Annotated in this window: 17 protein-coding genes; 14 read left to right on the forward strand and 3 right to left on the reverse strand. The window is 63.8% G+C overall.

Annotated elements, in window-relative coordinates; genetic code table 11:
• The first annotated feature begins 11 nt into the window (after positions 1-11).
• From GTZ99_RS05990 to GTZ99_RS06030, 9 genes are read left to right on the forward strand one after another with little or no spacing between them, the layout of a single operon-like run.
• Positions 12-629: an NADH-quinone oxidoreductase subunit J gene (locus tag GTZ99_RS05990; protein WP_161717357.1), complete on the forward strand. Its 618-nt coding sequence runs from the start codon at positions 12-14 to the stop codon at positions 627-629.
• 12 nt (positions 630-641) lie between these two features.
• On the forward strand, positions 642-947 hold the full coding sequence (gene nuoK / locus GTZ99_RS05995; protein ID WP_161717358.1) for an NADH-quinone oxidoreductase subunit NuoK: 306 nt from the start codon (positions 642-644) through the stop codon (positions 945-947).
• Positions 948-953: 6 nt separating this feature from the next.
• Positions 954-2,996, forward strand: a complete 2,043-nt coding sequence (gene nuoL, locus GTZ99_RS06000; RefSeq protein WP_161717359.1) for an NADH-quinone oxidoreductase subunit L — start codon at positions 954-956, stop codon at positions 2,994-2,996.
• Positions 2,997-3,036: 40 nt separating this feature from the next.
• Positions 3,037-4,623 (forward strand): NADH-quinone oxidoreductase subunit M, encoded by a 1,587-nt coding sequence (locus tag GTZ99_RS06005; protein WP_161717360.1) that lies wholly within the window; start codon positions 3,037-3,039, stop codon positions 4,621-4,623.
• The gene (gene nuoN, locus GTZ99_RS06010; protein WP_161717361.1) at positions 4,623-6,089 is read left to right on the forward strand and encodes an NADH-quinone oxidoreductase subunit NuoN; all 1,467 of its coding nucleotides are present in this window, start codon (positions 4,623-4,625) and stop codon (positions 6,087-6,089) included. Before GTZ99_RS06005 ends, nuoN begins: the two co-directional genes overlap by 1 nt.
• 4 nt (positions 6,090-6,093) lie before the next feature.
• Entirely contained in the window at positions 6,094-6,804 is a 711-nt protein-coding gene (locus tag GTZ99_RS06015; protein ID WP_161717362.1) for a biotin--[acetyl-CoA-carboxylase] ligase, read from the forward strand.
• 31 nt (positions 6,805-6,835) lie between these two features.
• Positions 6,836-7,615: a type III pantothenate kinase gene (locus tag GTZ99_RS06020; protein ID WP_161717363.1), complete on the forward strand. Its 780-nt coding sequence runs from the start codon at positions 6,836-6,838 to the stop codon at positions 7,613-7,615.
• A gap of 56 nt (positions 7,616-7,671) precedes the next feature.
• Positions 7,672-9,363, forward strand: coding sequence for a ribonuclease J (locus GTZ99_RS06025; protein ID WP_227711134.1), 1,692 nt, complete (start codon positions 7,672-7,674; stop codon positions 9,361-9,363).
• A gap of 52 nt (positions 9,364-9,415) precedes the next feature.
• Positions 9,416-9,703: a DUF1467 family protein gene (locus GTZ99_RS06030; RefSeq protein WP_161717364.1), complete on the forward strand. Its 288-nt coding sequence runs from the start codon at positions 9,416-9,418 to the stop codon at positions 9,701-9,703.
• Positions 9,704-9,723: 20 nt separating this feature from the next.
• Here GTZ99_RS06030 and GTZ99_RS06035 read toward each other — a convergent pair whose 3' ends face one another.
• Positions 9,724-12,201 (reverse strand): hypothetical protein, encoded by a 2,478-nt coding sequence (locus GTZ99_RS06035; protein ID WP_161717365.1) that lies wholly within the window; start codon positions 12,199-12,201, stop codon positions 9,724-9,726.
• An 80-nt stretch (positions 12,202-12,281) separates the two neighbouring features.
• Here GTZ99_RS06035 and GTZ99_RS06040 point away from each other — a divergent pair, with 80 nt between their 5' ends.
• The 4 genes from GTZ99_RS06040 (at position 12,282) to GTZ99_RS06055 (ending at position 16,323) form a co-directional block, all read left to right on the forward strand.
• The gene (locus tag GTZ99_RS06040; RefSeq protein ID WP_161717686.1) at positions 12,282-12,584 is read left to right on the forward strand and encodes an Hpt domain-containing protein; all 303 of its coding nucleotides are present in this window, start codon (positions 12,282-12,284) and stop codon (positions 12,582-12,584) included.
• 133 nt (positions 12,585-12,717) lie between these two features.
• Positions 12,718-13,944 carry a hypothetical protein gene (locus tag GTZ99_RS06045; RefSeq protein ID WP_161717366.1) on the forward strand — a complete coding sequence of 409 codons (1,227 nt, stop codon included), beginning with the start codon at positions 12,718-12,720 and terminating at the stop codon, positions 13,942-13,944.
• A 23-nt stretch (positions 13,945-13,967) separates the two neighbouring features.
• Positions 13,968-14,954, forward strand: coding sequence for a hypothetical protein (locus tag GTZ99_RS06050; RefSeq protein ID WP_161717367.1), 987 nt, complete (start codon positions 13,968-13,970; stop codon positions 14,952-14,954).
• Positions 14,941-16,323: a sensor histidine kinase gene (locus GTZ99_RS06055; protein ID WP_161717368.1), complete on the forward strand. Its 1,383-nt coding sequence runs from the start codon at positions 14,941-14,943 to the stop codon at positions 16,321-16,323. The genes GTZ99_RS06050 and GTZ99_RS06055 overlap by 14 nt, the downstream gene beginning before the upstream one ends.
• A 249-nt stretch (positions 16,324-16,572) precedes the next feature.
• Here GTZ99_RS06055 and GTZ99_RS06060 read toward each other — a convergent pair whose 3' ends face one another.
• Positions 16,573-17,856 carry a citrate synthase gene (locus GTZ99_RS06060; protein ID WP_161717369.1) on the reverse strand — a complete coding sequence of 428 codons (1,284 nt, stop codon included), beginning with the start codon at positions 17,854-17,856 and terminating at the stop codon, positions 16,573-16,575.
• Between the two features lie 27 nt (positions 17,857-17,883).
• Positions 17,884-19,332 (reverse strand): glutamate--tRNA ligase, encoded by a 1,449-nt coding sequence (gene gltX, locus GTZ99_RS06065; protein WP_406818582.1) that lies wholly within the window; start codon positions 19,330-19,332, stop codon positions 17,884-17,886.
• 120 nt (positions 19,333-19,452) lie between these two features.
• Here gltX and GTZ99_RS06070 point away from each other — a divergent pair, with 120 nt between their 5' ends.
• The gene (locus GTZ99_RS06070; protein WP_320076645.1) at positions 19,453-21,618 is read left to right on the forward strand and encodes a ComEC/Rec2 family competence protein; all 2,166 of its coding nucleotides are present in this window, start codon (positions 19,453-19,455) and stop codon (positions 21,616-21,618) included.
• The last annotated feature ends 50 nt before the right edge of the window (positions 21,619-21,668 follow it).

Here is a 21,668-nt window from a genome sequence, read left to right on the forward strand (position 1 = left end):
GGGCGGGCATCATGATTGAAGTTATTGCCTTTTACCTGTTCGCCGGACTGGCGATCGTGGCTGGTTTGAACACCATTCTGGCGCGCAACCCGGTCCATTCGGTGCTGTGGCTGATCTTGGCGTTCTTTAACGCCGCTGGTCTGATGGTACTGTTGCAGGCCGAGTTCATCGCGATGCTGCTGGTCATCGTCTATGTCGGCGCGGTGGCGGTGCTGTTCCTGTTCGTGGTGATGATGCTGGACATCGATTTCGCCACGCTGCGCGCCGGTTTCATCCGCAATTTTCCATTGGGTCTGGGCATCGCGCTGGTGCTGCTGGCTGAACTGGTGATGGGCGTCGGTGCCTATCATGCCGGTGGCCTGCAACTGGGCGTGGCCGATGGCCATGGCGCGGCGATCGCCGGCGCCAGCAATACCGCTGCGGTGGGGGCTCTGCTGTACAGCCGTTACCTGTTCCTGTTCGAAGCGGCGGGCTTTGTCCTGCTGGTGGCTATGATTGGCGCGATCGTGCTGACCCATCGTGAACGTGGTGACGTGCGCAGCCAGAACATTTCGCGTCAGGTTGCGCGCCGTCCGGACGACGCCATCGTCAATGTCCAGCCCGAAGTGGGCAAGGGCGTCCAGCTGTAAGGGGAGGGGACTATGATCGGCATTGAACATTATGTCGCCGTCAGCTCGATCCTGTTCGTGCTGGGCGTCCTGGGGATTTTCCTCAATCGCAAGAACATCATCATCATTCTGATGGCGATCGAATTGATCCTGCTGGCGGTCAGCCTCAACATGGTGGCTTTCTCGCATTATCTGCATGATCTGGTCGGCCAGATCTTTTCGATGTTCATCCTGACCGTGGCTGCCGGTGAATCGGCGGTTGGTCTGGCCATTCTCGTCATCTATTTCCGTGGCCGCGGCACGATCGCGGTTGACGATGTCAACCAGATGAAGGGGTAAGGGGCAGTGCATTCGATCCTCTTCATTGTTTTCGTTCCGCTGCTGGCGGCGATCATTGCCGGCCTTGGTAACAAGGCGCTGGGCAAGGTCCAGGCCAAGGTCATCACGACCGGCGGTCTGCTGCTGGCCTGTGCGCTGTCATGGCCGATTTTCATCAGCTTCCTGACCGGTAGCGCCGAAGCCACGGTTGTTCCCGTGCTCAAGTGGGTGCAATCGGGCGATCTAGCGTTCAACTGGGAACTGCGCGTTGACACGTTGACGGCGGTGATGCTGGTGGTGATCACCAGCGTGTCGGCCCTCGTGCACCTCTATTCGTGGGGGTACATGAGCGAGGAGCCCGATCAGCCGCGCTTCTTTGCCTATCTGTCGCTGTTCACCTTTGCGATGTTGATGCTGGTGACGGCCAACAACCTCGTGCAGATGTTCTTCGGCTGGGAAGGCGTGGGTCTGGCTTCGTACCTGCTGATCGGTTTCTGGTTCCGCAAGCCCAGCGCTGGCGCGGCCGCGATCAAGGCGTTCGTCGTCAACCGCGTGGGTGACCTTGGCTTTATGCTGGGTATTTTCGGGACCTTCCTGGTGTTCGGCACCGTGTCGATCCCAGCGATCCTTGAGGCGGCCCCGGCCATGCATGGCAGCACCATTGGCGCGTTCGGCATGCGTTTCGATACCATGACGGTGCTGTGCGTGCTGTTGTTCATCGGTGCGATGGGTAAGTCGGCCCAGCTGGGTCTGCACACGTGGTTGCCTGACGCCATGGAAGGTCCGACCCCTGTGTCGGCGCTGATCCACGCGGCGACCATGGTGACCGCGGGCGTGTTCATGGTGTGCCGCCTCTCGCCCATGTTCGAGGTCAGCCCGACCGCGATGCAGGTGGTGACGGTGGTTGGTGCGCTGACCTGCTTCTTTGCTGCAACGGTTGGTACCACGCAGTGGGATATCAAGCGCGTCATCGCCTATTCGACCTGTTCGCAGCTGGGCTATATGTTCTTTGCGGCTGGTTCGGGTGCCTATGGCGCGGCGATGTTCCACCTGTTTACCCACGCCTTCTTCAAGGCGCTGTTGTTCCTGGGCGCTGGCTCGGTCATCCATGCGATGCACCACGAGCAGGACATGCGCTATTACGGCGCGCTGCGTAAGAAGATCCCGGTAACCTACTGGGCGATGATGATGGGCACGCTGGCGATCACCGGCGTTGGCATTGTCGACGTGTTTGGTTTCGCGGGCTTCTACTCGAAGGATTCGATCCTTGAGGCTGCCTATGGTTCGGGCACCGGCGTTGGCCATTTCGCCTTCTTCATGGGCATTACGGCGGCGCTGTTGACCTCGTTCTACTCGTGGCGTCTGGTGTTCCTGACCTTCTTCGGCAAGGCCCGTTGGTCGCAGTCGGAGCACATCCAGCATGCCGTTCACGACGATCACGGCCACGGGCATGATCACGCGCACGGTCACGATGATCATCACGGCCATGCCCATGATGATGACGGTACGGCGGGTTATCACCCGCACGAAAGCCCGATCGTCATGTTGTTGCCGTTGATCATTCTGTCGGTGGGCGCGGTGTTTGCTGGTTTCGTGTTCAACCATGCCTTTGTTTCCGAAGGTACGGGTGAATTCTGGAAGGGCAGCCTGGTGTTCCACGAGCACCTGATCCACGCGATGCATGCTGTGCCGCTGTGGGTGAAGTGGGCGCCGTTCGGCGTGATGAGCGCGGGTCTGTTGGGGGCAATCTACGCCTACATCATCAACCCCGGCTTCCCGGCGAAGTTCGTGGCGGTGGTCCGTCCGCTGCACACCTTCTTCTACAACAAGTGGTTCTTCGACGAGCTCTACAACTTCCTGTTCGTGCGCCCGGCATTCGCCATTGGCCGCGTGCTGTGGAAGGCGGGGGATATCGGCTTCATCGATCGCTTTGGCCCGAATGGCGCCGCTGCGGTGGTGGCTGCCGGCTCGGCGCAGGCGCGCAAGATCCAGTCCGGTCTGCTCAACAGCTATGCGCTGTGGATGCTGCTGGGGCTGGTGGCAGCCGTCAGCTACGTTTTGGTTCGGTAAAGCGACACAGCGACGTGGTCGAAATTAAGGCAATCATGCAATGACCGGTTTTCCCATCCTTTCGCTGATGCTGGCGGTGCCGCTTATCGCGGCGCTGGCCTGCCTTCTGGTCTCGGCCGGAACGGCGCGCATGCTGGCACTGTTGGCAACTCTGATCGATCTGGCTTTGGGGATCGTCCTGTGGACGCAATTCCAGATCGACGGCCCCCAATGGCAGTTCACCGAACGCGCCGCGCTGTTTTCGGGCTTTAACTATGCGCTGGGGATCGATGGTATCGCCCTGCTGCTGATCGTGCTGTCGGTGTTTTTGATGCCGATCTGCATCGGCGCCAGCTGGAATTCGATCACCAAACGCGTGCCAGAATATATGGCGGCCTTCCTGCTGATGGAAACGCTGATGATCGGCGTTTTCGCGGCGCAGGATCTGTTCCTGTTCTACATCCTGTTCGAAGCAGGCCTGATCCCGATGTATCTGATCATCGGTATCTGGGGCGGCGCGGATCGCATCTACGCCAGCTACAAGTTCTTCCTCTACACGCTGCTGGGGTCGGTGCTGATGCTGATCGCCATGCTGTGGATGGTGAACCAGGCTGGCACGGCTGATATCCCGACGCTGATGCAGTACAATTTCCCGGTATCTGCGCAAAAGTGGCTGTGGCTGGCGTTCTTTGCCTCGTTTGCCGTCAAGATGCCGATGTGGCCCGTCCACACGTGGCTCCCTGACGCGCACGTGCAGGCGCCGACCGCTGGTTCGGTCATTCTGGCGGGCGTGCTGCTCAAGATGGGGGGCTATGGCTTCATCCGCTTCAGCCTGCCGATGTTTCCCGATGCCTCGGCCTATTTCGCGCCGTTGGTGTGGGGCCTGTCGATGGTGGCGGTGGTATATACCTCGCTGGTCGCGCTGGTGCAGGACGACATGAAGAAGCTGATCGCTTATTCGTCGGTCGCGCATATGGCGATTGTGACGGTCGGGCTGTTCGCCTTCAACCGTATGGGCCTCGAAGGCTCGATGATGGTGATGCTGGCGCACGGCCTGGTGTCGGGCGCGCTGTTCCTGGCTGTGGGCGTGATCTATGATCGTCTGCATACCCGTGAGATCAACCGTTACGGCGGTCTTTCGATCAACATGCCCAAGTACTCGTTGTTCTTCATGTTCTTCACGATGGCTTCGGTCGGTCTGCCGGCCACGGCGAACTTCGTGGGTGAATTCCTGTCGCTGGCGGGCATTTATGAAAAGTCGAGCTGGGTGGCTTTGGTGTCGGGCACCGGGATCATTCTGGGCGCAGCCTACATGCTGTTCCTGTACCGCCGCGTGTGCTTTGGCGATCAGAAGAACGCTGATGCCGCCGCCATGCCGGACATGGATGTGCGTGAGTGGTTGATGATGGTGCCGCTGGCCGCTGCAACGTTGTGGATGGGGATCTACCCCGAAAGCTTCATCGCGCCGATGCGCAAGGATATCGCCACGTTGGAGGCGCGTCTGGCGCCGACCGCGCCCAAGGGGGATGCCGCTGTGACCGCTGGTCATGCCGCGCCTGCTGAGGATGAGCATGGTGAAGGCGGTCACGCTGGTGCCGCGCCGGTGGAACATGGCGCTGAGCACGCCGCCGAAGGGAGTGAAAAGTAATGTCCTGGGCTGTTTCCCTTCGCCTTCTGGCGGCAGAGGATCTGCTGAGCGTATGGGGGCTGGTGCTGTTGCTGGTGAGCGCGTGGGCGCCCGCCAAGGGCCGTGCCATCACTTGGGCGGCGGTTGGCGTGCTGTTCGCTGCGATCGCGCTTGTTTGGCCGAATGTGTCGACGGGTCTGTCCGGGGCTGATGCCTCGGCGTTTTACGCCCAGCTGTCGGTTGATGCCTTTGCCTCTTATGCCAAGGTGCTGATCTATGGCGCCGCTGCCGTCTCGCTGATGGTTGCGCCGGCGTTCTTTGAACGTAATGGCGGTTATCGTGCCGAATACCCCGTTCTGATGCTGTTTGCGGCGCTGGGCATGGGGTTGATGGTGTCGGCTACCGACATGATGACGCTGTATATCGGCCTCGAAATGAACAGCCTTGCGGCCTATGTGATGGCAGCGATGCTGCGCACGGATGGGCGTTCGGCCGAGGCGGGGTTGAAGTATTTCGTGCTGGGCGCACTGGCTTCGGGCATCCTGCTGTTTGGTATGAGCCTGACCTATGGCTTTACCGGTGGCACCGGCTTTGGCGCCATTGCCAAGGCTTTGGCGGCGGGCACCAGCCTGTCGATGGGCGCGACCTTTGGCATCGTGTTCATGATGGCTGGTCTGGCGTTCAAGATCAGCGCTGTGCCGTTCCACATGTGGACGCCCGACGTCTATGAAGGTGCGCCGACCCCGGTGACGACCTTCTTTGCCACGGCGCCCAAGGTGGCGGCGATGGGCCTGACCATGCGCGTGTGCTTGATGGCCTTTGGTGGTCAAGTCGCCGCTTGGCAGCAGATCGTGATGTTTGCCTCTATCGCCTCGATCGTGGTTGGCGCGCTGGGCGCGATCGGTCAGGGCAATATCAAGCGCCTGATGGCCTATTCGTCGATCAACAACGTCGGTTTCATTCTGGTTGGTCTGGCCGCGGCCACCACCGATGGCTCGGCCGCTATGCTGACCTATCTGGCGATTTACGTCGTGATGTCGCTTTGCGGTTTCGTCGTGGTGCTCTCGCTGCGCGACGCAGATGGCAAGTCGGTGGAATCGATCGCCGATCTGGCCGGTCTGTCGCGGACCAAGCCCGGTCTGGCTGCCGCTTTGGCGACAGTGATGTTCAGCTTGGCCGGTATTCCGCCGTTGTTCGGTTTCTGGGGCAAATTCGTCGTGTTTCAGGCTGCCGTTGCTGCCGGTCTGCTGCCGCTGGCGGTGATTGGTATTGCGGCCAGCGTGATCGGTGCTTTCTACTACCTCAAGGTGGTGAAGGTGATGTATTTCGATGAACCCGCCGACAAGGTGACGGGTGAAGTCGGGTCGCTGAACGCGGTTTTGCTGATTGTGACCGGGCTGTTCATCTCGCCGCTGGGCTATTTGCTTACGGGGTGGCTGGGCGCTCTGGCGCGCGGTGCGGCCGTGGCTTTGACCAAGGCTGTCTGACACCTTGCTACAGATTGTTGCGGAAACCGGTTCCACCAATGCCGATCTGGCCGAAAGGCTGCGGGCGGGGGAACCGGTGGCCGAAGGAACCTGGCTGATCGCGGACCGTCAAACGGCGGGGCGCGGTCGGCTTGGTCGTTTGTGGAGTGATGGTGCGGGCAATTTCATGGGCTCGACCGTGGTGTGGCCGGGGGGCGGTGATCCTCACGCGGGCAGTCTGGCGCTGGTCGCGGGATTGGCTACGCAAGCGGCGGTCGCGCCTTATGTCCTGCCGCCGCAAATGCCTTTGCTGAAATGGCCCAACGATGTGATGGTCGGCGCGGCCAAACTGGCGGGTATCCTGCTGGAGCGGGTGGGGGACGCGGTGATCGTCGGGATCGGCGTCAATCTGATACAGGCGCCCGAAATTCCTGGCCGCGCGACGGTTTGCCTTTCCGCGTTTGGCCCCGCGCCCGATCGTGATGGCTTTGCCTGCGCGTTGTCGGAACACATGGCGGCACAGGTGCAGGCTTGGCGGCAACACGGACTGGGGGCGCTGTTGTCGCGCTGGCAGGTTGCTGCCCATCCTCATGGGACCAGCTTGTCCGTACAGCAGCCTGATGGTTCGATCCTCAATGGACAATTTGCCGGGCTTGACGCAACGGGCGCTTTGCGCTTGTCGCTGGCTGATGGCAGGGTACACACCGTACATGCAGGAGATGTGGCGCTGGCCTGACCGGCCGCGCCTCGACAGGTAAGGATCGCAGATGCTGCTGGCGGTGGATGTGGGCAATACCAATGTGGTTTTCGCCCTGTATGATGGACTGGAGATCCGCTCGCGTTGGCGTATTGCGACCGATGCGCGGCGGACGGCCGACGAATATGCTGTTTGGCTCAATCAGTTGCTGGCGATTGAGGGCTATCAGCGCGCCGATATCGGGCAGATCATCGTCAGCACTGTTGTGCCGCGCGCGCTGCATAATCTGGAAGTGCTGGCGACCAAATATTTCAACGTCACGCCGTTGGTGGCGGGGCAGGGGGCTGCGTCCTATGCGATCGATATCGATGTGGACGAGCCCAAGTCGCTGGGCGCCGACCGGGCCGTCAACGCGATTGCCGCGCATGCCAAATATCCGGGCGATTTGATCATCGTCGATTTTGGCACGGCCACAACGATTGATGCGGTGGATTTTCATGGCGCCTACAAGGGCGGGATCATCGCGCCAGGGCTGAACCTGTCGCTGGACGCGTTGGTAGGCAACACGGCCAAACTGCCGCGTATCGCCATCGCCAGGCCGGGCAGCCTCAGCGTCATTGGCACCAATACCGAGGATCAGATGCTGATCGGGATCTATTGGGGCTATGTCGCGATGATGGAAGGGCTGATCGGCCGGATGCGTGCCCAGATCGGCCGCCCGGCCAAGGTGGTGGCGACCGGCGGTCTGGCGGTGCTGTTCAACAATCAGGCAGGCCTGTTTGATGTGGTGGACAATGATTTGACGCTGGACGGGCTGGCGCTGTTGGCGCAACGGGCCGCAACGCGCTGATATGAGCGGCCGCCGCGATGCGGCCACAGGGCGGTCCCCGCCTGGCAGAATTTGAGATGGAGGATGACATAGCAGACCGCGATCTGACCCCGGGCAAGGAATTGCTGTTTTGTGCGCTCGGCGGTTCGGGCGAGATTGGCATGAACGTCAATCTCTATGGCTGTGAGGGCAAATGGCTGATGGTCGATTTGGGCCTGACCTTTGCCGGCACGGAATATCCGGGCTGTGAACTGGTGTTTGCCGACTGTGCCTTTATCGAGGAACGGCGCGAGGATCTGGTCGGCATTGTGCTGACGCATGCGCATGAAGACCACATCGGCGCCGTGCCCTATTTCGCGGCCGAACTGGATGTGCCGATCTATGCCACGCCCTTTACGGCGCGGTTGGTCGCGAACAAATTGGCCGAGGCGGGGCTGACACGTGATGTCGATCTGATTGTGGTTGACCATTTCGATCAGATTGATCTGGGGCCCTTTGGGGTACGCTATGTGCCATTGGCGCATTCCATCGCCGAGGGCCATGCGCTGGTGATCGAGACGCCCTATGGCCGCGTGTTCCATACCGGCGACTGGAAGCTGGACGATGAGCCGCTGATCGGCACACCTGCTACGCCCGAACAATTGACGCGGATCGGCGACGAGGGCGTGTTGGCGCTGGTATGCGACAGCACCAACGTGTTCAACCCCGCGCCTTCGGGCAGTGAGGGTGTGGTGGGGCGCGCCATGCTGGAAGAGGTGCGCCGCCATGCCGGCAAGCGCGTGGTCGTTACCACTTTTGCCAGCAATGTCGCGCGGTTGCAGACACTGGGCGATGTCGCCAAGGCGACCAACCGCCGCCTGTGCGTTTCGGGCCGGTCGCTGGATCGCATTATCGAGGCGGCGCAGTCCAGCGGCTACCTCAAGGCCTTGCCGGATTTGATCGATGTTGACACGGCGATGAACCTGCCGCGCGGCGAGGTGTTGATCGTCGCCACCGGCGGGCAGGGCGAGGCGCGCGCCACACTGGCCCGCGTGGCCGATGGAAACCACCCGATCAAGCTGGACAAGGGCGATGTGGTGCTGTTTTCCAGCCGTCAGATCCCCGGCAACGAACTGGCCATTGGCAAGGTGATGAACCAACTGGCCGAGCAGGGCGTGACCGTTGTCACGGACCGTCAGGCCGAGATCCACGTCTCGGGCCACCCCGGCCGGCCGGAATTGCAGGCGATGTACGGCTGGTTGCGGCCGCAGATCCTGATGCCGGTGCATGGCGAATTGCGCCACATGGCCGAACAGGTACGGTTGGGCAAGGAGAGCGGCATCCCGCAGCAGATCCTGCAAAAGAACGGCGATGTCATCCGTCTGGCGCCCGGGCGTCCGGGCAAGTTTGACGAGATCCGTACCGGCAGGCTGGTGCTGGATGGCGACATTATTGCCCCCGCCGATGGTGAGGCAATGGCGATGCGCCGCCGTCTGGCCTTTCAGGGCGTGGTGATGGTGGCGATTTCCGGCCATGTGCGCCATGCCGATTGGCAGGTGCAGGTGGCGGGGATGGGGCTGCCGCTGGTCGAGGATTACGATGCCTTTGTCGGTGAGGCGGAGGCTGATGTCTTGGCCGCGTTGACCAAGCTGAAGGGGGCCGATCGCCGTGACGCTGACGCCCTGACCGAGGCGGCCCGATTGGCCGCGCGCCGCTGTGCCGGCCGTTGGTGCGGGAAAAAGCCGCAGGTCAAGGTGATGCTGATGGCCGAAGGCTTGCAATCGGCCTGATCCAGACGGGGCCAGCCTGAACGCAGGCGGCCCCCACATACGGGAGAGTGATGTGAAACCGGTATCGGCGCTGGCGATCTATTTTCTGTTCTGGGTGATTACCGCCTTTGCGGTGATGCCATTCGGGTTGAAAACACCCGATGAAACGGGTGAGTCATTGGTACCCGGACAGGTGCATTCCGCGCCGAGCAATTTCCGCCCGCTAAAGGTGGCGATCCGCACAACCATCGTCAGCGCGATCTTGTTCGGCCTGTTTTATGCCAATATTACGTATGGTTGGGTGACGATCGAGGATATTGCGCCGTTCCGCGTCCCAGCCTCTTTGCGTGAGGCGCCCTGATCACAGGGCGCCTCACCGCATCAGCTGCGCAGCCGCTCGATCGCCTGTGCTAGCGCGACATACAGCTTGCCCACGTCCGATGAGAGTACGGTGATCGACAGTGCATTACCGTCGCGTGTTGCCAGCAATTGCCGCAGCATTGCCTCGAAATCGTGGATGTAGCGGTTGACGCCCTCGCTGAATGCCTCATCACTTTCGTACAGCGCCAGCACCGCGCGCGCTTCACCCGAATCCAGCAAACGAACGGAACGCCGGGCGAAAATGCCCCGGTCGCCCTTGAGGTAAGCGGCCCATGCGGTGTCGGCAACGTCCTTGCTCAGTGCTCGGGTGATGTCGATCGCGCTGGTGTGCATGGCCTCGGTCAGTTCGGTCAGGCGGCGGCCCAGATCGCTGTCGATCTCGTCCTCGGCGCGGGCGCGGGCGTCGGCCACACGGCGCTCCAGATGCTCCACCTGATTGTCGGCCGACGCGATATTGCGGCACAATTGCACCACGGCGTCATGGCTGATTTCAGCGGCCTGATGCGCGACGCGCTGAATGTCGTTGTGCAGGCGATGCAGCTGGCTCTCGATCTCGCGGGCGATGATGTCGCCGCTGTCGGCACCAACCTGCGTGCTCAGGGCGTGCAGGCGCGCGGCGCCCTCGGTCTCGATCTGCTGCACCGCATGGCTCAGCGCCCCGGTCAACGTGTCCAGCGCGGTCTGCAGTTCCCCCTTGGCGCGGGCCGACAAGCTGTCGGCGTCCAGCGCCAGCGCGTGCAGCGTGCTGCCCATCGCGGTCAACAGGCGGCCCTGATTGTGCATCCGGTCGTCGATGTCACCATGTAATTGATCGATCTGGCGGATTGACTGCGTCAGGTTGGTTTGCGCTTCGCCCAGATGGCCGGCCAAAGCTTCGCCCTTGCCGCGCGTCACCTCGATCTCGGCCGACAGGATGGCGACCTTCTCGCGGAAGCCCTCCAGCCGGGTTTCGCCCGCTTCCAGTGCCTTGGGCAATTGTTCGCGGCTGGTGTCGGCGCTGGACCGGATCAATTCCAGCAGGCGCACGCTGGCCTCGGTCAGCTTTTCGATATGTCGGTCGGTTTCGGACAGGCGGCGTTCCAGTGCGTCCAGACGGCCGTCCAGCGCGGTCGACAATGACTGGTCGGCGTTGACGATGCCTTCCAGCCGTGCCTCCATCTGGATCAGACGGCTGGTGCTGGCCTCGACCAGCGTGGTTAGTTGGCGCGCCTGTTCGATCCGGCTGTTTTGGCGGCTGCTCAGGTCGCTGTCGATGCTTTCCACCTCGGCCGTCAGACGCGACGTGGTTTGGCGCAGATCGGCCATGGCGCTGGCCTCGCCTTCGCGCAGGGCGCGGGCAATGGTGGCGGTTTCATCGCGCAGCGCGTTCAGCCGGGCCCGCAACGAGGTCAGGCTTTGCGCCTCCTCGCTGTCCAGCTTGTCGCGCGTGGCTGCGATTTCGGCGGTCAAGGCGGCGGCGCGGCGGCGGATCGCCTCGCGCGCATCGGTATCGTGCTTTTCCAGATCCATCGCAAAGCCACGGCTGCGCGCCTCCAGCGCTTCCATCGCGCCCTCGATCTGTTCGTCGATCTGGGTGGCGCGGGTGGTCAGCGCGCTCAGTGTCGTGTCCAGACGGTCGCGCAGCATCGTTACCTGCCGGTCGCAGGCCTGGCCAAAGTCATTCAGCCGGTTCAGCCCCTTGATCATGTCTTGCAGATGGCTCAGCGCCACTTGCCCCGCACCGGAAATCTGCGTGGTCACGTCACTGGCCGAGCGCGCCACATCGGGCAGCGTCTCGCGCAACAGTTGCAGTTGTTCGGTGGCGGTGGCCGAATGGGTGCTGACGCGGGCTGCCTTTTCCTCGGCGCTGGTGATCATGCCGACCAACGCCTGGCTGTGGTTGCCCAGATTGTCGCCAGCCTTGGTGGCCAAAACCTCCAGATCGGCGGCCTGTGCGGACAGCGCGGCGCGGGCACGGCCGATCAGGCCGTTCATCGCCACCAACCGGCTCTCCAGCTCGGCGCTTTCCTGCCGCAGCAGATGGCTCATGTCGACATAGCGCCGCGCTTCGGCCGGGGCCGAGCGCAACACCAGCATCCAGCCCAGCGCGATCACCACCAGCGGGCCTGACCATTGCGCCAGAGCTGCGATGATGGCGGCGGGCGTGGCGGCCATTGCGCCGCTCATCGCCGCCCAGACACAGGCCCCGGTCCAGCTCAGCGCCAGTACGCCCGCGATCCACGGCGCAACGCGGTCGATCGTCCGGCCGCGCGCTTCGGCCGGAAATACCTCGACAATGTCGGCGTACAGGTCAAACGCTGCGTTATCCGTTGCGCCATGCGCGGTCTCATGCACCAGCGCATCGCTGCCCGGATCGGGCCGATCCAGGCCGATCACCGCCTCGGTTGGGGGGGTGTGTGGATCTGGCGGCGGCGCGCCATGCGCCAGAACGGCGGGTGTCAAAAGGATGCTGTCGGCTGCGGGCTGTGTAGTCGGCATGGCTTATGAATATCACGGAAAGTGCTTTGCGAAAGCCCGCATTAACGGGTCGGCAATGGATGGCACCGTATTATGACGTCATGGCGTATGAAGCTGGTGCTCTCGACGCGACGATCGCTGCCGCTGCTGGTGACGATACGGCGCTGTATATGGAACTGCGCGAGGCCTTTCGCGAGAGCCTGGAGCGGCAGATCGATCTGCTGCGCCGTGCGCGCTGCGATGGGAATTGGCATGTGGCGGCGATGCGGCTCAAGGGGCTGGGCGCCAGTTTTCAGGCTTGGCCGCTGATCGCGCTGGCCGATGAGGCGGTGGATGCGGCCCCCGGCGACCCCGTGGTCATCCGCAAGCTGGCCGCCTTTGCCCAGGAATTCGCCGCAGGTTAAGCGTCCGGCGGGGACTGGTGGCTGGTTAAAATCCCTTTCATTCTTGCCGGATCGGCGCTTGGCAGTCCGGCCATGCTTCTCTAGAACCTGCCGGGATTTTCCGGAGAAGTCTTTGCGCGTCGCCCTTTTGACGATGACCGAGCCGTTGGCTGACGGCCCCCAGACGGCCCCGCTGTTGCCGCTGCGGGCCTTTTTGCGTGTGGGCGGGATCGCGCTGGCGCGCCACCAGTTGACACTGGCGCTGGCGCTGGGGTGTGAGCGGGTGATCTGCATCGGCCACCGGGCCGAGGGCGACTGGCTGGACCTGCAACACGTTGCCGAAGCGGCGGGCTTGCGTTTTCATCTGGTGGCCAACCTCCATGCCGTTTTGGCGCTGATCACCGCACAGGACGAGGTGGTGGCTTTGGCCGATGGCCTGCTGGCCCCGATCGAGCCGGCGCTGGGCTTGTTGAGCGGTGAGCCGGTGGTGCTGGTCCAGCCGGTCGAAGCAGGCGTTGCGCGTGGGTTTGAGCGGCTGGATCTGAACCACGCCTCGGCCGGGGCGATGCTGGTGCCGGGCCGTTTGTTGGCCCGCATGGAGCAGATGCCCAGCGATTGCGATGTTTTTGCCACGTTGCAGCGTGTCGCTTTGCAGGGCGGGGTGCGCCGCGCCGACATGCCCGAGGGGGTGATCCGCGATGCCTATTGGTCATTGATCCGCACCGAGGGTGAGGCACAGGCGCTGGAAAATGCGTGGCTGTCGCATCAGATGGGCGGCATGCAGGATGTCCCTCCCGCCGTGTGGGTGGCCGGACAGGTGGTTGGTGCGTTGGGGCCGGCGCTGTTGCATGCCGGGACCGGCGGATCGGTGGTGGCCACGGGCGCGGGATTGCTGGGTCTGGTGGCGCTGGCGATGGGTTGGTTTGGCATGGTGACGGTGCCCTTGGTGCTGGCGGGGCTGATGTGGGTGGCGTTTCAGGTGGCCGCGCTGTTCGGCCGGGTGGAGCGCACCGCGCTGCGCCTGCCGCGTCCGCGTATGGCGCCCATGCGCAGCTATGCCGCGATCACCGATGCTTTGTTGTTGGCGCTGTTGACATGGGGACAGGCCCCGGTCGGACAGGTGGGGGGGGCGGTCGATGCGGCGGGCTTTATCCACCGTCTGTTTGCGGCCGCGATGCTGTTGGGGCTCGCGCGGTTAACGCCTGTGTTGATCAGCGGCGGATGGGCGCGGTGGGGGGCGGACCGGCTGGTGCTGGCCTTGGTACTGGCGCTGGCGGCGCTGGCCGGGCTGTTGCAGCCGGTGTTGTTGCTGTTGGCGCTGGCGATGATGGCGACCTTGATCTTTATGGTTGGTCGCGCGTCAAGGCTAACCACGGCTTAACCCGTGCCCTGTATACCAGACGTATGACGATGGCGGTTGCCGACCCTTCTTCGGGCGATTCTGTGGAATCGGGCCTGGCGCTTGCGCTGGCGCGCGGCGATGCCGTGATTGGCTCGGCTGCGCCGGTTTTGCGCCATTTGCTGGTGCATGATGGCCGGGCGATGTTTGGCGATGATGTGCTGGCGCGGTTGCGGGCGATGATGGCCGATCTGGCGCACCAGGTGGTCGACGCGATGGTGATGGCCGCGCCCGGCGGAACGATGGTTGATCGCGCGCAGGATGATGACGGACTGATCGCGGTGCTGCCCGATGTGCCGGGGCTGTTGGGGCATCTGCACGGGCTGGCGCTGGAATGGCATGTCACGCAAAAGCTGCAGGAACGGCTGGGGCTGGACCCGGTGCTGGCGCCCTTGGTGCAGGCGCTGATCGCCTCGGGCGAGGCGGAGGCGGCAGGGCGGGCGATGCGCTTGCTGGCCGCGCAGGCGCGGTTTGCGCAGGGGCAGCGGCGGATGCAGTTGTCGATCACCGAGTTGCCGGCCGAATTGTTGCATGGTGTGCTGGTGGCGATGCATGTCTGGGCTGATGGTGACGTGGATCGGGGCATGGCACAGGCCGCCACCGGGGCCGAGCGGGCGTTGCGCGCCTGTTATGACGAAGGTTCGACCCGCATTGGCCTGACCGCAGCGTTAGTGTCGGGCATGGGGGCAGGGGCGCTGGCAGCGCTTAATCCTCTGCATGCGGGGGTGGCGATTTTTGCCTCGGCACTGGCACAGGCCAGCGGGCAGGGGCGTGATACGGCTTTGCTTTCCATGCAGGAGGGCCAGACGGCGCGGTTGGGCCTTGGCTTGCGGGCCGCCGGGCTGAACATCGGCGCGATCGAGGCGGCGATCAGCGCGTTGCACCCTCAGGCCTGGATCCCGCCCGAACTGGCCCGCTTGCCTGCCGAACGGGCCGCGCAAATCATCGCGGACAGCTCCTTGATGCGCAGGAGCAGCCGTGACGCAGGTTGAACGCATCGCCATCACCGCCCGCAGCGACGCGGCCGATCATCTGGTCAGCGCGGACGAACCGCTGGCTTCGTTGCAATTGCGCTGTGGCGGGGTGATCCCCGGCGCGATCGCCGTGCCTGAACTGCGCGAGGTCGTGGCCAAGGCGCGCGGGTTTGGCCTGAAGATGGCGCGCCCTATTCTGGCGCAGGACGGCACCGACACGATCCGCGCGTGGATCGAGGTGACGCCGCAGGCCGATGCGCAGGGTGGCTGTCTGATCGCTTTGCGCAATTGGCAGGCAACGCCATTGCCGCCCGAACCGGCCGATCTGGCCAGTAGGCGGCGGATGGAAATCGATCGTGCTCTGGCCGAGCTGACGGCGCGGTTGGACGCGGCGCAGGGGGTTTTGACGGTGGACGCTGATGCGCCCGATCTGGCCGAATGCGCCGCCGCGATGCGCGCCGGGATTGGGCGGCACTGGACGCAATTCGTCACGCTCAAGGACCTGAGCCACCGCGCGCCATTGCACTGGCGGTTGCTGGACGGGGTGGAATTGACCGTGCCGGGGTCGGTGCGGGTGTGGCGCGCGACTTTGGTGCCGCAATCGGGAGGTGATGGCGGCATTGCCGGGTTCGAACTGTGCCTGAACAGCGATAGCCCCATGGCGGTCGAGCTTGTGCCTGTGGTTCAGGTGGTGGCCCAGCCGGTGGCGGCGCCGCCGGTGATAGGGCGTGAATTGGCGCCCGTTCTGCGCCAACCCATCGCGCGCATCATCGCCAATGCCGAAACGATCCGCACCCGTTTGGCGGGTCCTTTGGCGGCGGAATATGCCGCCTATGCCGGCGATATCGCCACGGCGGGCCAGCATCTGATGGGGTTGGTAGAGGATCTGGCCGATATCGAGGTGATCGAGGGCGCGGGCTTTGCCCCGGCGGCCGATCGGATTGATCTGGCCGATGTGGCGCGCCGGGCGGCGGGCATCCTGTCGGTGCGGGCGCGGGAAAAGGGCATCACCATCGCCGCGCCGGGCGAGGAAACGCATTTGCCCGCTGTGGGGGAATTCCGCCGCGTGCTGCAGATCCTGTTGAACCTGATCGGAAATGCGATCCGCTATAGCCCGGAAAACTCGGTGATTTCGCTGATCCTGACGCGCACGCCCCATTTGGCGCGGATCGCGGTGGCAGATCAGGGGCCGGGCATTCCGCCGGGCGACGCGCTGCGGGTGTTTGACAAGTTCGAGCGTCTGGGCCGCAGCGGCGATGGCGGCAGCGGGCTGGGCCTGTATATCTCGCGCAGGTTGGCCCGCGCGATGGGCGGCGAATTGTCGGTCGATGCCGCCAGCAAGATTGGCGCGCGTTTCGTGCTGGATCTGCCTGCCGATCAGGGGTGAGCGGGCCGCCACCCAAGGCAGGCCAAACCCGCGGCGGCTGCATTGTGCTGGCAATCGTGCTTGTCCTGTTGGGCGGTATGTTTGTGCTCAATGCGGTGATCACGCCCTAAACCGCGCGGCATCAGGGTACATCCCGCCGCCTTGCCACAGCGATCACGCAAAGCAAAAGGCGCGGAAGGTTTCCCCTCCGCGCCCTTTGTTTGCCGTTTGGCGCCGCGCTTAACGCGCCGACAGCGGCACGCCTTGACCTTAACGCGCCGACAGCGGCACGTAGTCGCGCTCCGTCGGGCCGGTGTACAGCTGACGGGGACGACCGATCTTCTGGCCGGGATCGCCGATCATTTCGTTCCACTGTGCCACCCAGCCCACGGTGCGGGCCAGCGCGAACAGCACGGTGAACATCTCGGTCGGGAAGCCGATCGCCGACAGAATGATGCCCGAATAGAAGTCGACGTTGGGGAACAGCTTCTTTTCGATGAAATACGGGTCCGAACGGGCCAGTTCTTCCAGACGCAGCGCGGTCTCGAACAGCGGATCGTTGACCTTCAGCGCGTCGAACACTTCGCGCACGGTCTGCTGCATCACGGTCGCGCGCGGGTCATAGTTCTTGTACACGCGGTGACCAAAGCCCATCAGACGGAACGGATCGTTCTTGTCCTTGGCGCGCTCGATGAAGTGCGGGATCTTGTCCGGGGTGCCGATTTCACGGAGCATGTTGAGGCACGCTTCGTTCGCGCCGCCGTGTGCCGGGCCCCACAGGCAGGCGATGCCGGCCGCGATGCAGGCAAACGGGTTGGCACCCGAGGAACCCGCCAGACGCACGGTCGAGGTCGAGGCGTTCTGCTCGTGGTCGGCGTGCAGGATGAAGATGCGGTCCATCGCCTTTTCGACGGCGGGGATCACTTCATATTCTTCGGCCGGAACGCCAAAGGTCATCTTCAGGAAGTTGCCGGCATAGGACAGCTTGTTGTCGGGATAGACAAAGGGCTGACCAACCGAATACTTGTACGCCATGGCCGCGATCGTCGGCATCTTGGCGATCAGACGGTGGCTGGCGATGCGGCGCTGCACGGGGTCCGAAATGTCGGTGCTGTCGTGATAGAACGCCGAGAGCGCGCCCACCACGCCGCACATCACCGCCATCGGGTGCGCGTCACGGCGGAAGCCGCTGAAAAAGCTGCTGAGCTGCTCATGCACCATGGTGTGGCGCGTGATGGTGTGCTCGAACTTGCCCAGTTCGGCCTGGCTGGGCAGTTCGCCATTCAGCAGCAGGTAGCACACTTCGAGGAAGCTGGACTGTTCAGCCAGTTGCCCGATCGGATAGCCGCGATGCAGCAGAACGCCTTCGTCACCGTCGATATAGGTCAGCGCGCTTTCGCAGCTGCCCGTCGAGGTGAAGCCCGGATCATACGTGAAAGCGCCGGTCTGCGCGTAGAGCTTGCGGATGTCGATCACATCCGGCCCGACGCTGCCCTTCAGGACGGGAAGGTCGATTTCCTTGCCGCCGACACTCAGTTTAGCCTGATCACCCACCGCTTTACCTCCTCACCTAATTTCTGTTCAGCCGGCCTTGGCCTGCGCGGCGATCCGCGCCAAGGCTTCGTCCCGGCCAAGAAGTACCAAAACGTCGAAAATGCCGGGAGACGTGGTCTGCCCGGTCAGGGCCGCGCGCAGCGGCTGGGCCAGCTTGCCCAGGCCCAGGCCCAGCTCACTTGCCATTAGCTTCAAAGTGGCTTCCAGACCGTCGATTGTCCAGTCTGTTTCCGCCCCTAGACTTTGGTGGATACGACCCAGCAAAGCGCAAGCTTCATCCGTCAGCAGCGCGGCGGCCTTCTCCTCGATCGCCAGCGGACGCTGGGCAAACAGGAAAGCGGCGCCGGCCGCCAGATCGTTCAGATCCTTTGCCCGTACCTTGAGCACGGGCATGGCGCGGGTCAGCAGATCCATGTCCACCGCATCAGCCGTTATCCGCGGCGCGACCAGTGCCGCCAGACGCACATCTTCGCACTCGCGCAGATAATGCCCGTTCAGATTGGCCAGTTTGGCAAAGTCGAACCGTGCCGCGCCCTTGGACACGTCGGTGACGTCAAACCATTCGATCGCCTGCGCGACCGAGATGATCTCATCATCGCCATGGCCCCAGCTCAGCCGCATCAGATAGTTCAACACCGCCTCGGGCAGCAGGCCCATCTCGTCACGATAGGCATCCACGCCCAGCGCGCCGTGGCGCTTGGACAGCTTGGCTCCGTCCGCGCCGTGGATCAGCGGGATATGGGCATAGAACGGATCGTTCCAGCCGCCCTCGATCGCGTGCATCGCGCGGATAATCACCAACTGACGGAAAGCGTTGTTCAGATGGTCATCGCCACGGATCACGTGGGTCACGCCCATGTCGTGATCGTCCACCACCACAGCCAGCATATAGGTCGGCGTGCCATCGCTGCGCAGGATGACAAAATCGTCCAGTTCGACATTGGCGACCGTGACGCTGCCCTGCACCAGATCGTTGATGACCGTCTCGCCCTCACGCGGGGCCTTGATGCGCACGACATAGGGCGCGTCGGCGGGCCATTGGTCGGGCGTGGCGTCGCGCCATTCGGAAACGATGCGGAACGGGCGCTTTTCGGCCTGCGCCGCCTCGCGGCGGGCGGCCAGTTCTTCCTGCGTCAGATAGCAGCGATAGGCCTGCCCGGCGTCCAGCAGCGCGGCGGCGACCTGCGCGTGGCGATCGGACCGGGCAAACTGGAACACAGCCGGTTCATCACCGCCCAGACCCAGCCAGTTCAGACCGTCAAAGATCGCCTCGATCGCCGGCTCGGTCGAGCGGGCGCGGTCGGTATCCTCGATCCGCAGCAGATATTTGCCGCCCATGTGGCGGGCAAACAGCCAGTTGAACAGCGCGGTGCGCGCGCCACCAATGTGCAGATAGCCGGTGGGCGAGGGAGCAAAACGGGTGACGACCGGGCGGCCATCGACCAGCTTGCCATTTTCCACGCCAACACTTGCCATTCGCGACTCCATATTGTTCCATGTGCAACGAGCAGGCGCCCCCTTTGGGCGCCAGGGGGGAGCGGGCCGTTGTCCGTGAGGTTTGCCACAACCGCACAGTCGGGAATCGACCCTATCCCTGTGTCCGATACCGCTGCATCGCAGCAAGCCCATTGGCGCAGCCGCGCGTCCTTTGCAAGGGCTGGCAATGCAATAGAGCAATTTCTTGCCACGGCCGAATATGACGGGTTGGCATGGCTGGTGGCGGGCTTTGCCTTGGGAATTGCGGCGTGGTTCGTGCTGCCGGGGCGGTCGCAATGGATGGCGCTGATTGCGGGCGGCGTGGGGCTGGCATTGGGCGCATGTGCCGCGATGCAGCGAGATGGGCGCTGGCCATGGTGCCGTGCGGCACTGATCGGTATGCCGCTGGCACTGGCGGCAGGCTGCGCGCTGGTGTGGGCAAAATCGGCCTGGGTGGGCGCAGCTGCGATTCCCTATCCCTCCGTGGTGACGGTGAACGCGCGGATTTTGGCGCGTGACGCGATGCCAGCTGCGGGCAAAGTGCGGCTGCTGCTGGCGCTGCGTCCAGATGCCTTGGCCGGGCCGATCCGGGCACGGGTGTCGGTGCCGGACCGTTTTGACTTGTCCGCCGCGCAAGAAGGGGCGATCGTCCGGATCAAGGCGCGGCTGATGCCGCCATCTGCGCCGTTGTGGCCGGGGGCGTATGACGCAGCCCGCAGGGCGTGGTTTGATGGCGTGGCGGCAACAGGCGCGGCGTTGGGGCCATTGGTGCTGGTGCGGGAGGCGGCTGATGGCGGATCGATCGACCATGCGCGCCACGCCTTGGCAGAGCGGGTGCATGCGCGCTTGCCGGGGGCGGCGGGGGGTATTGCGGTGGCGCTGGCCAGTGGCGAGCGTGGGGCGCTGAGCGCGTCGGACGAGGCCGCGATGCGCGATGCAGGCCTGACACATTTGTTGTCGGTCAGTGGTTTGCACGTCAGTGCGGTGGTTGGCGGCGCCTATTGGATTGTACTGCGGTTGTTGGCGCTGTGGCCGTGGCTGGCGCTGCGGGTGCGGTTGCCGCTGATCGCGGGAGGCGCAGGGGCCTTGGCGGGCATCGCCTACACGCTGTTGACAGGGGCACAGGTACCCACGTTGCGGTCCTGCGTTGGGGCGCTGCTGGTGCTGGCCGCGGTGGCCTTCGGACGGCAACCGATGTCGCTGCGGCTGTTGGCGCTGGCGGGGTTTGTCGTCCTGTTGCTATGGCCCGAATCTGTCGTTGGCCCCTCGTTTCAGATGAGCTTTGGCGCGGTATTGGCGATTGTCGCCCTGCATCAGGCGCGCCCTGCCCGCGCCTTTTTGGCGGCGCGTGACGAAGGCTGGCTGTGGCGACACGGGCGGCAATGGGTGATGCTGTTGCTGACCGGGCTGGTGATTGAACTAGCGCTGATGCCAATCACCTTTTTCCATTTCCATCGCGGCGGGGTGTATGGCGCTTTGGCCAATCTGGTGGCGATCCCGTTGACGACCGTGGTGGTGATGCCGCTGCTTGCGGGCGCGCTCGCGCTGGATGCGGTGGTGGGAGGGCTATCCACGCCACTATGGCAGGCGACGGCGGCATCGCTGGACGGGCTGTTGGGGCTGGCGCGCGCGGTGGCCGCCCGTCCGGATGCGGTGACAGTGATCCCGACGATGGGGGAAGGCGTTTTTGGCCTGTTTCTGGCGGGCATGATATGGCTGGCGCTGTGGCGCGGCACGATGCGCGCTTGGGGGATCGTGCCCGCATTGGCCGGCGCCGTGGCACTGGCCATGGCCCGCCCAGCAGATGTCCTGATCTCGCCCGATGCGCACCACATTGGCATGCTGGTGGACGATGGTGCGCAATTGGTGGTGCTGGGGCAGGGGCGCAGCACGTTTTACACCGCCGCGATGCTGGAAGCCGAAGGGCAGAGCCTACCGTTCCGACCATTGCCCAGTTGGCAAGGCGCAAGATGCAACACCGATTTCTGTCGCGTGGTGCTTCGGCGCCCGGAGCGGGACTGGACGTTTTTGCTGGGGCGCAATGATCACAGTGCGGCGACCGAGGCGATGGTCGTGGCCTGCGCTGGGGTAGATGTGGTGATCGCCCGGACGCCCTTGCCGGCCGAATGCCACCCGCGTCACTTGAAAGTGGACAAGGACGTGTTGCATTATGCTGGCGGCATGGCGCTGTATCTGGCCGAAGGGCGCGTGCTGCGCGTGGCGGACAGTCAAGGCCAGCACCCCTGGTGGCGCGCACCCAGCGTCAGACCGCAAACGCCACAGTAAATGCGCAGGGATTTGCCGCGTTGAGCAGGGAAGGGGGGCAGTCATCCTCC

The sequence above is a fragment of the Novosphingobium ovatum genome (assembly GCF_009909235.1).
GTDB classification, from domain to species: domain Bacteria; phylum Pseudomonadota; class Alphaproteobacteria; order Sphingomonadales; family Sphingomonadaceae; genus Novosphingobium; species Novosphingobium ovatum.

Coding starts and splice junctions, on each gene's coding strand:
- nuoK (WP_161717358.1), top strand. CDS start 642: ATGATCGGCATTGAACATTATGTCGCCGTCAGCTCGATCCTGTTCGTG.
- GTZ99_RS06045 (WP_161717366.1), top strand. CDS start 12,718: ATGACCGAGCCGTTGGCTGACGGCCCCCAGACGGCCCCGCTGTTGCCG.
- GTZ99_RS06035 (WP_161717365.1), bottom strand. CDS start 12,201: ATGCCGACTACACAGCCCGCAGCCGACAGCATCCTTTTGACACCCGCC.
- GTZ99_RS06025 (WP_227711134.1), top strand. CDS start 7,672: ATGGAGGATGACATAGCAGACCGCGATCTGACCCCGGGCAAGGAATTG.
- GTZ99_RS06005 (WP_161717360.1), top strand. CDS start 3,037: ATGACCGGTTTTCCCATCCTTTCGCTGATGCTGGCGGTGCCGCTTATC.
- GTZ99_RS05990 (WP_161717357.1), top strand. CDS start 12: ATGATTGAAGTTATTGCCTTTTACCTGTTCGCCGGACTGGCGATCGTG.
- GTZ99_RS06050 (WP_161717367.1), top strand. CDS start 13,968: ATGACGATGGCGGTTGCCGACCCTTCTTCGGGCGATTCTGTGGAATCG.
- gltX (WP_406818582.1), bottom strand. CDS start 19,332: ATGGCAAGTGTTGGCGTGGAAAATGGCAAGCTGGTCGATGGCCGCCCG.
- GTZ99_RS06040 (WP_161717686.1), top strand. CDS start 12,282: ATGGCGTATGAAGCTGGTGCTCTCGACGCGACGATCGCTGCCGCTGCT.
- GTZ99_RS06020 (WP_161717363.1), top strand. CDS start 6,836: ATGCTGCTGGCGGTGGATGTGGGCAATACCAATGTGGTTTTCGCCCTG.
- nuoN (WP_161717361.1), top strand. CDS start 4,623: ATGTCCTGGGCTGTTTCCCTTCGCCTTCTGGCGGCAGAGGATCTGCTG.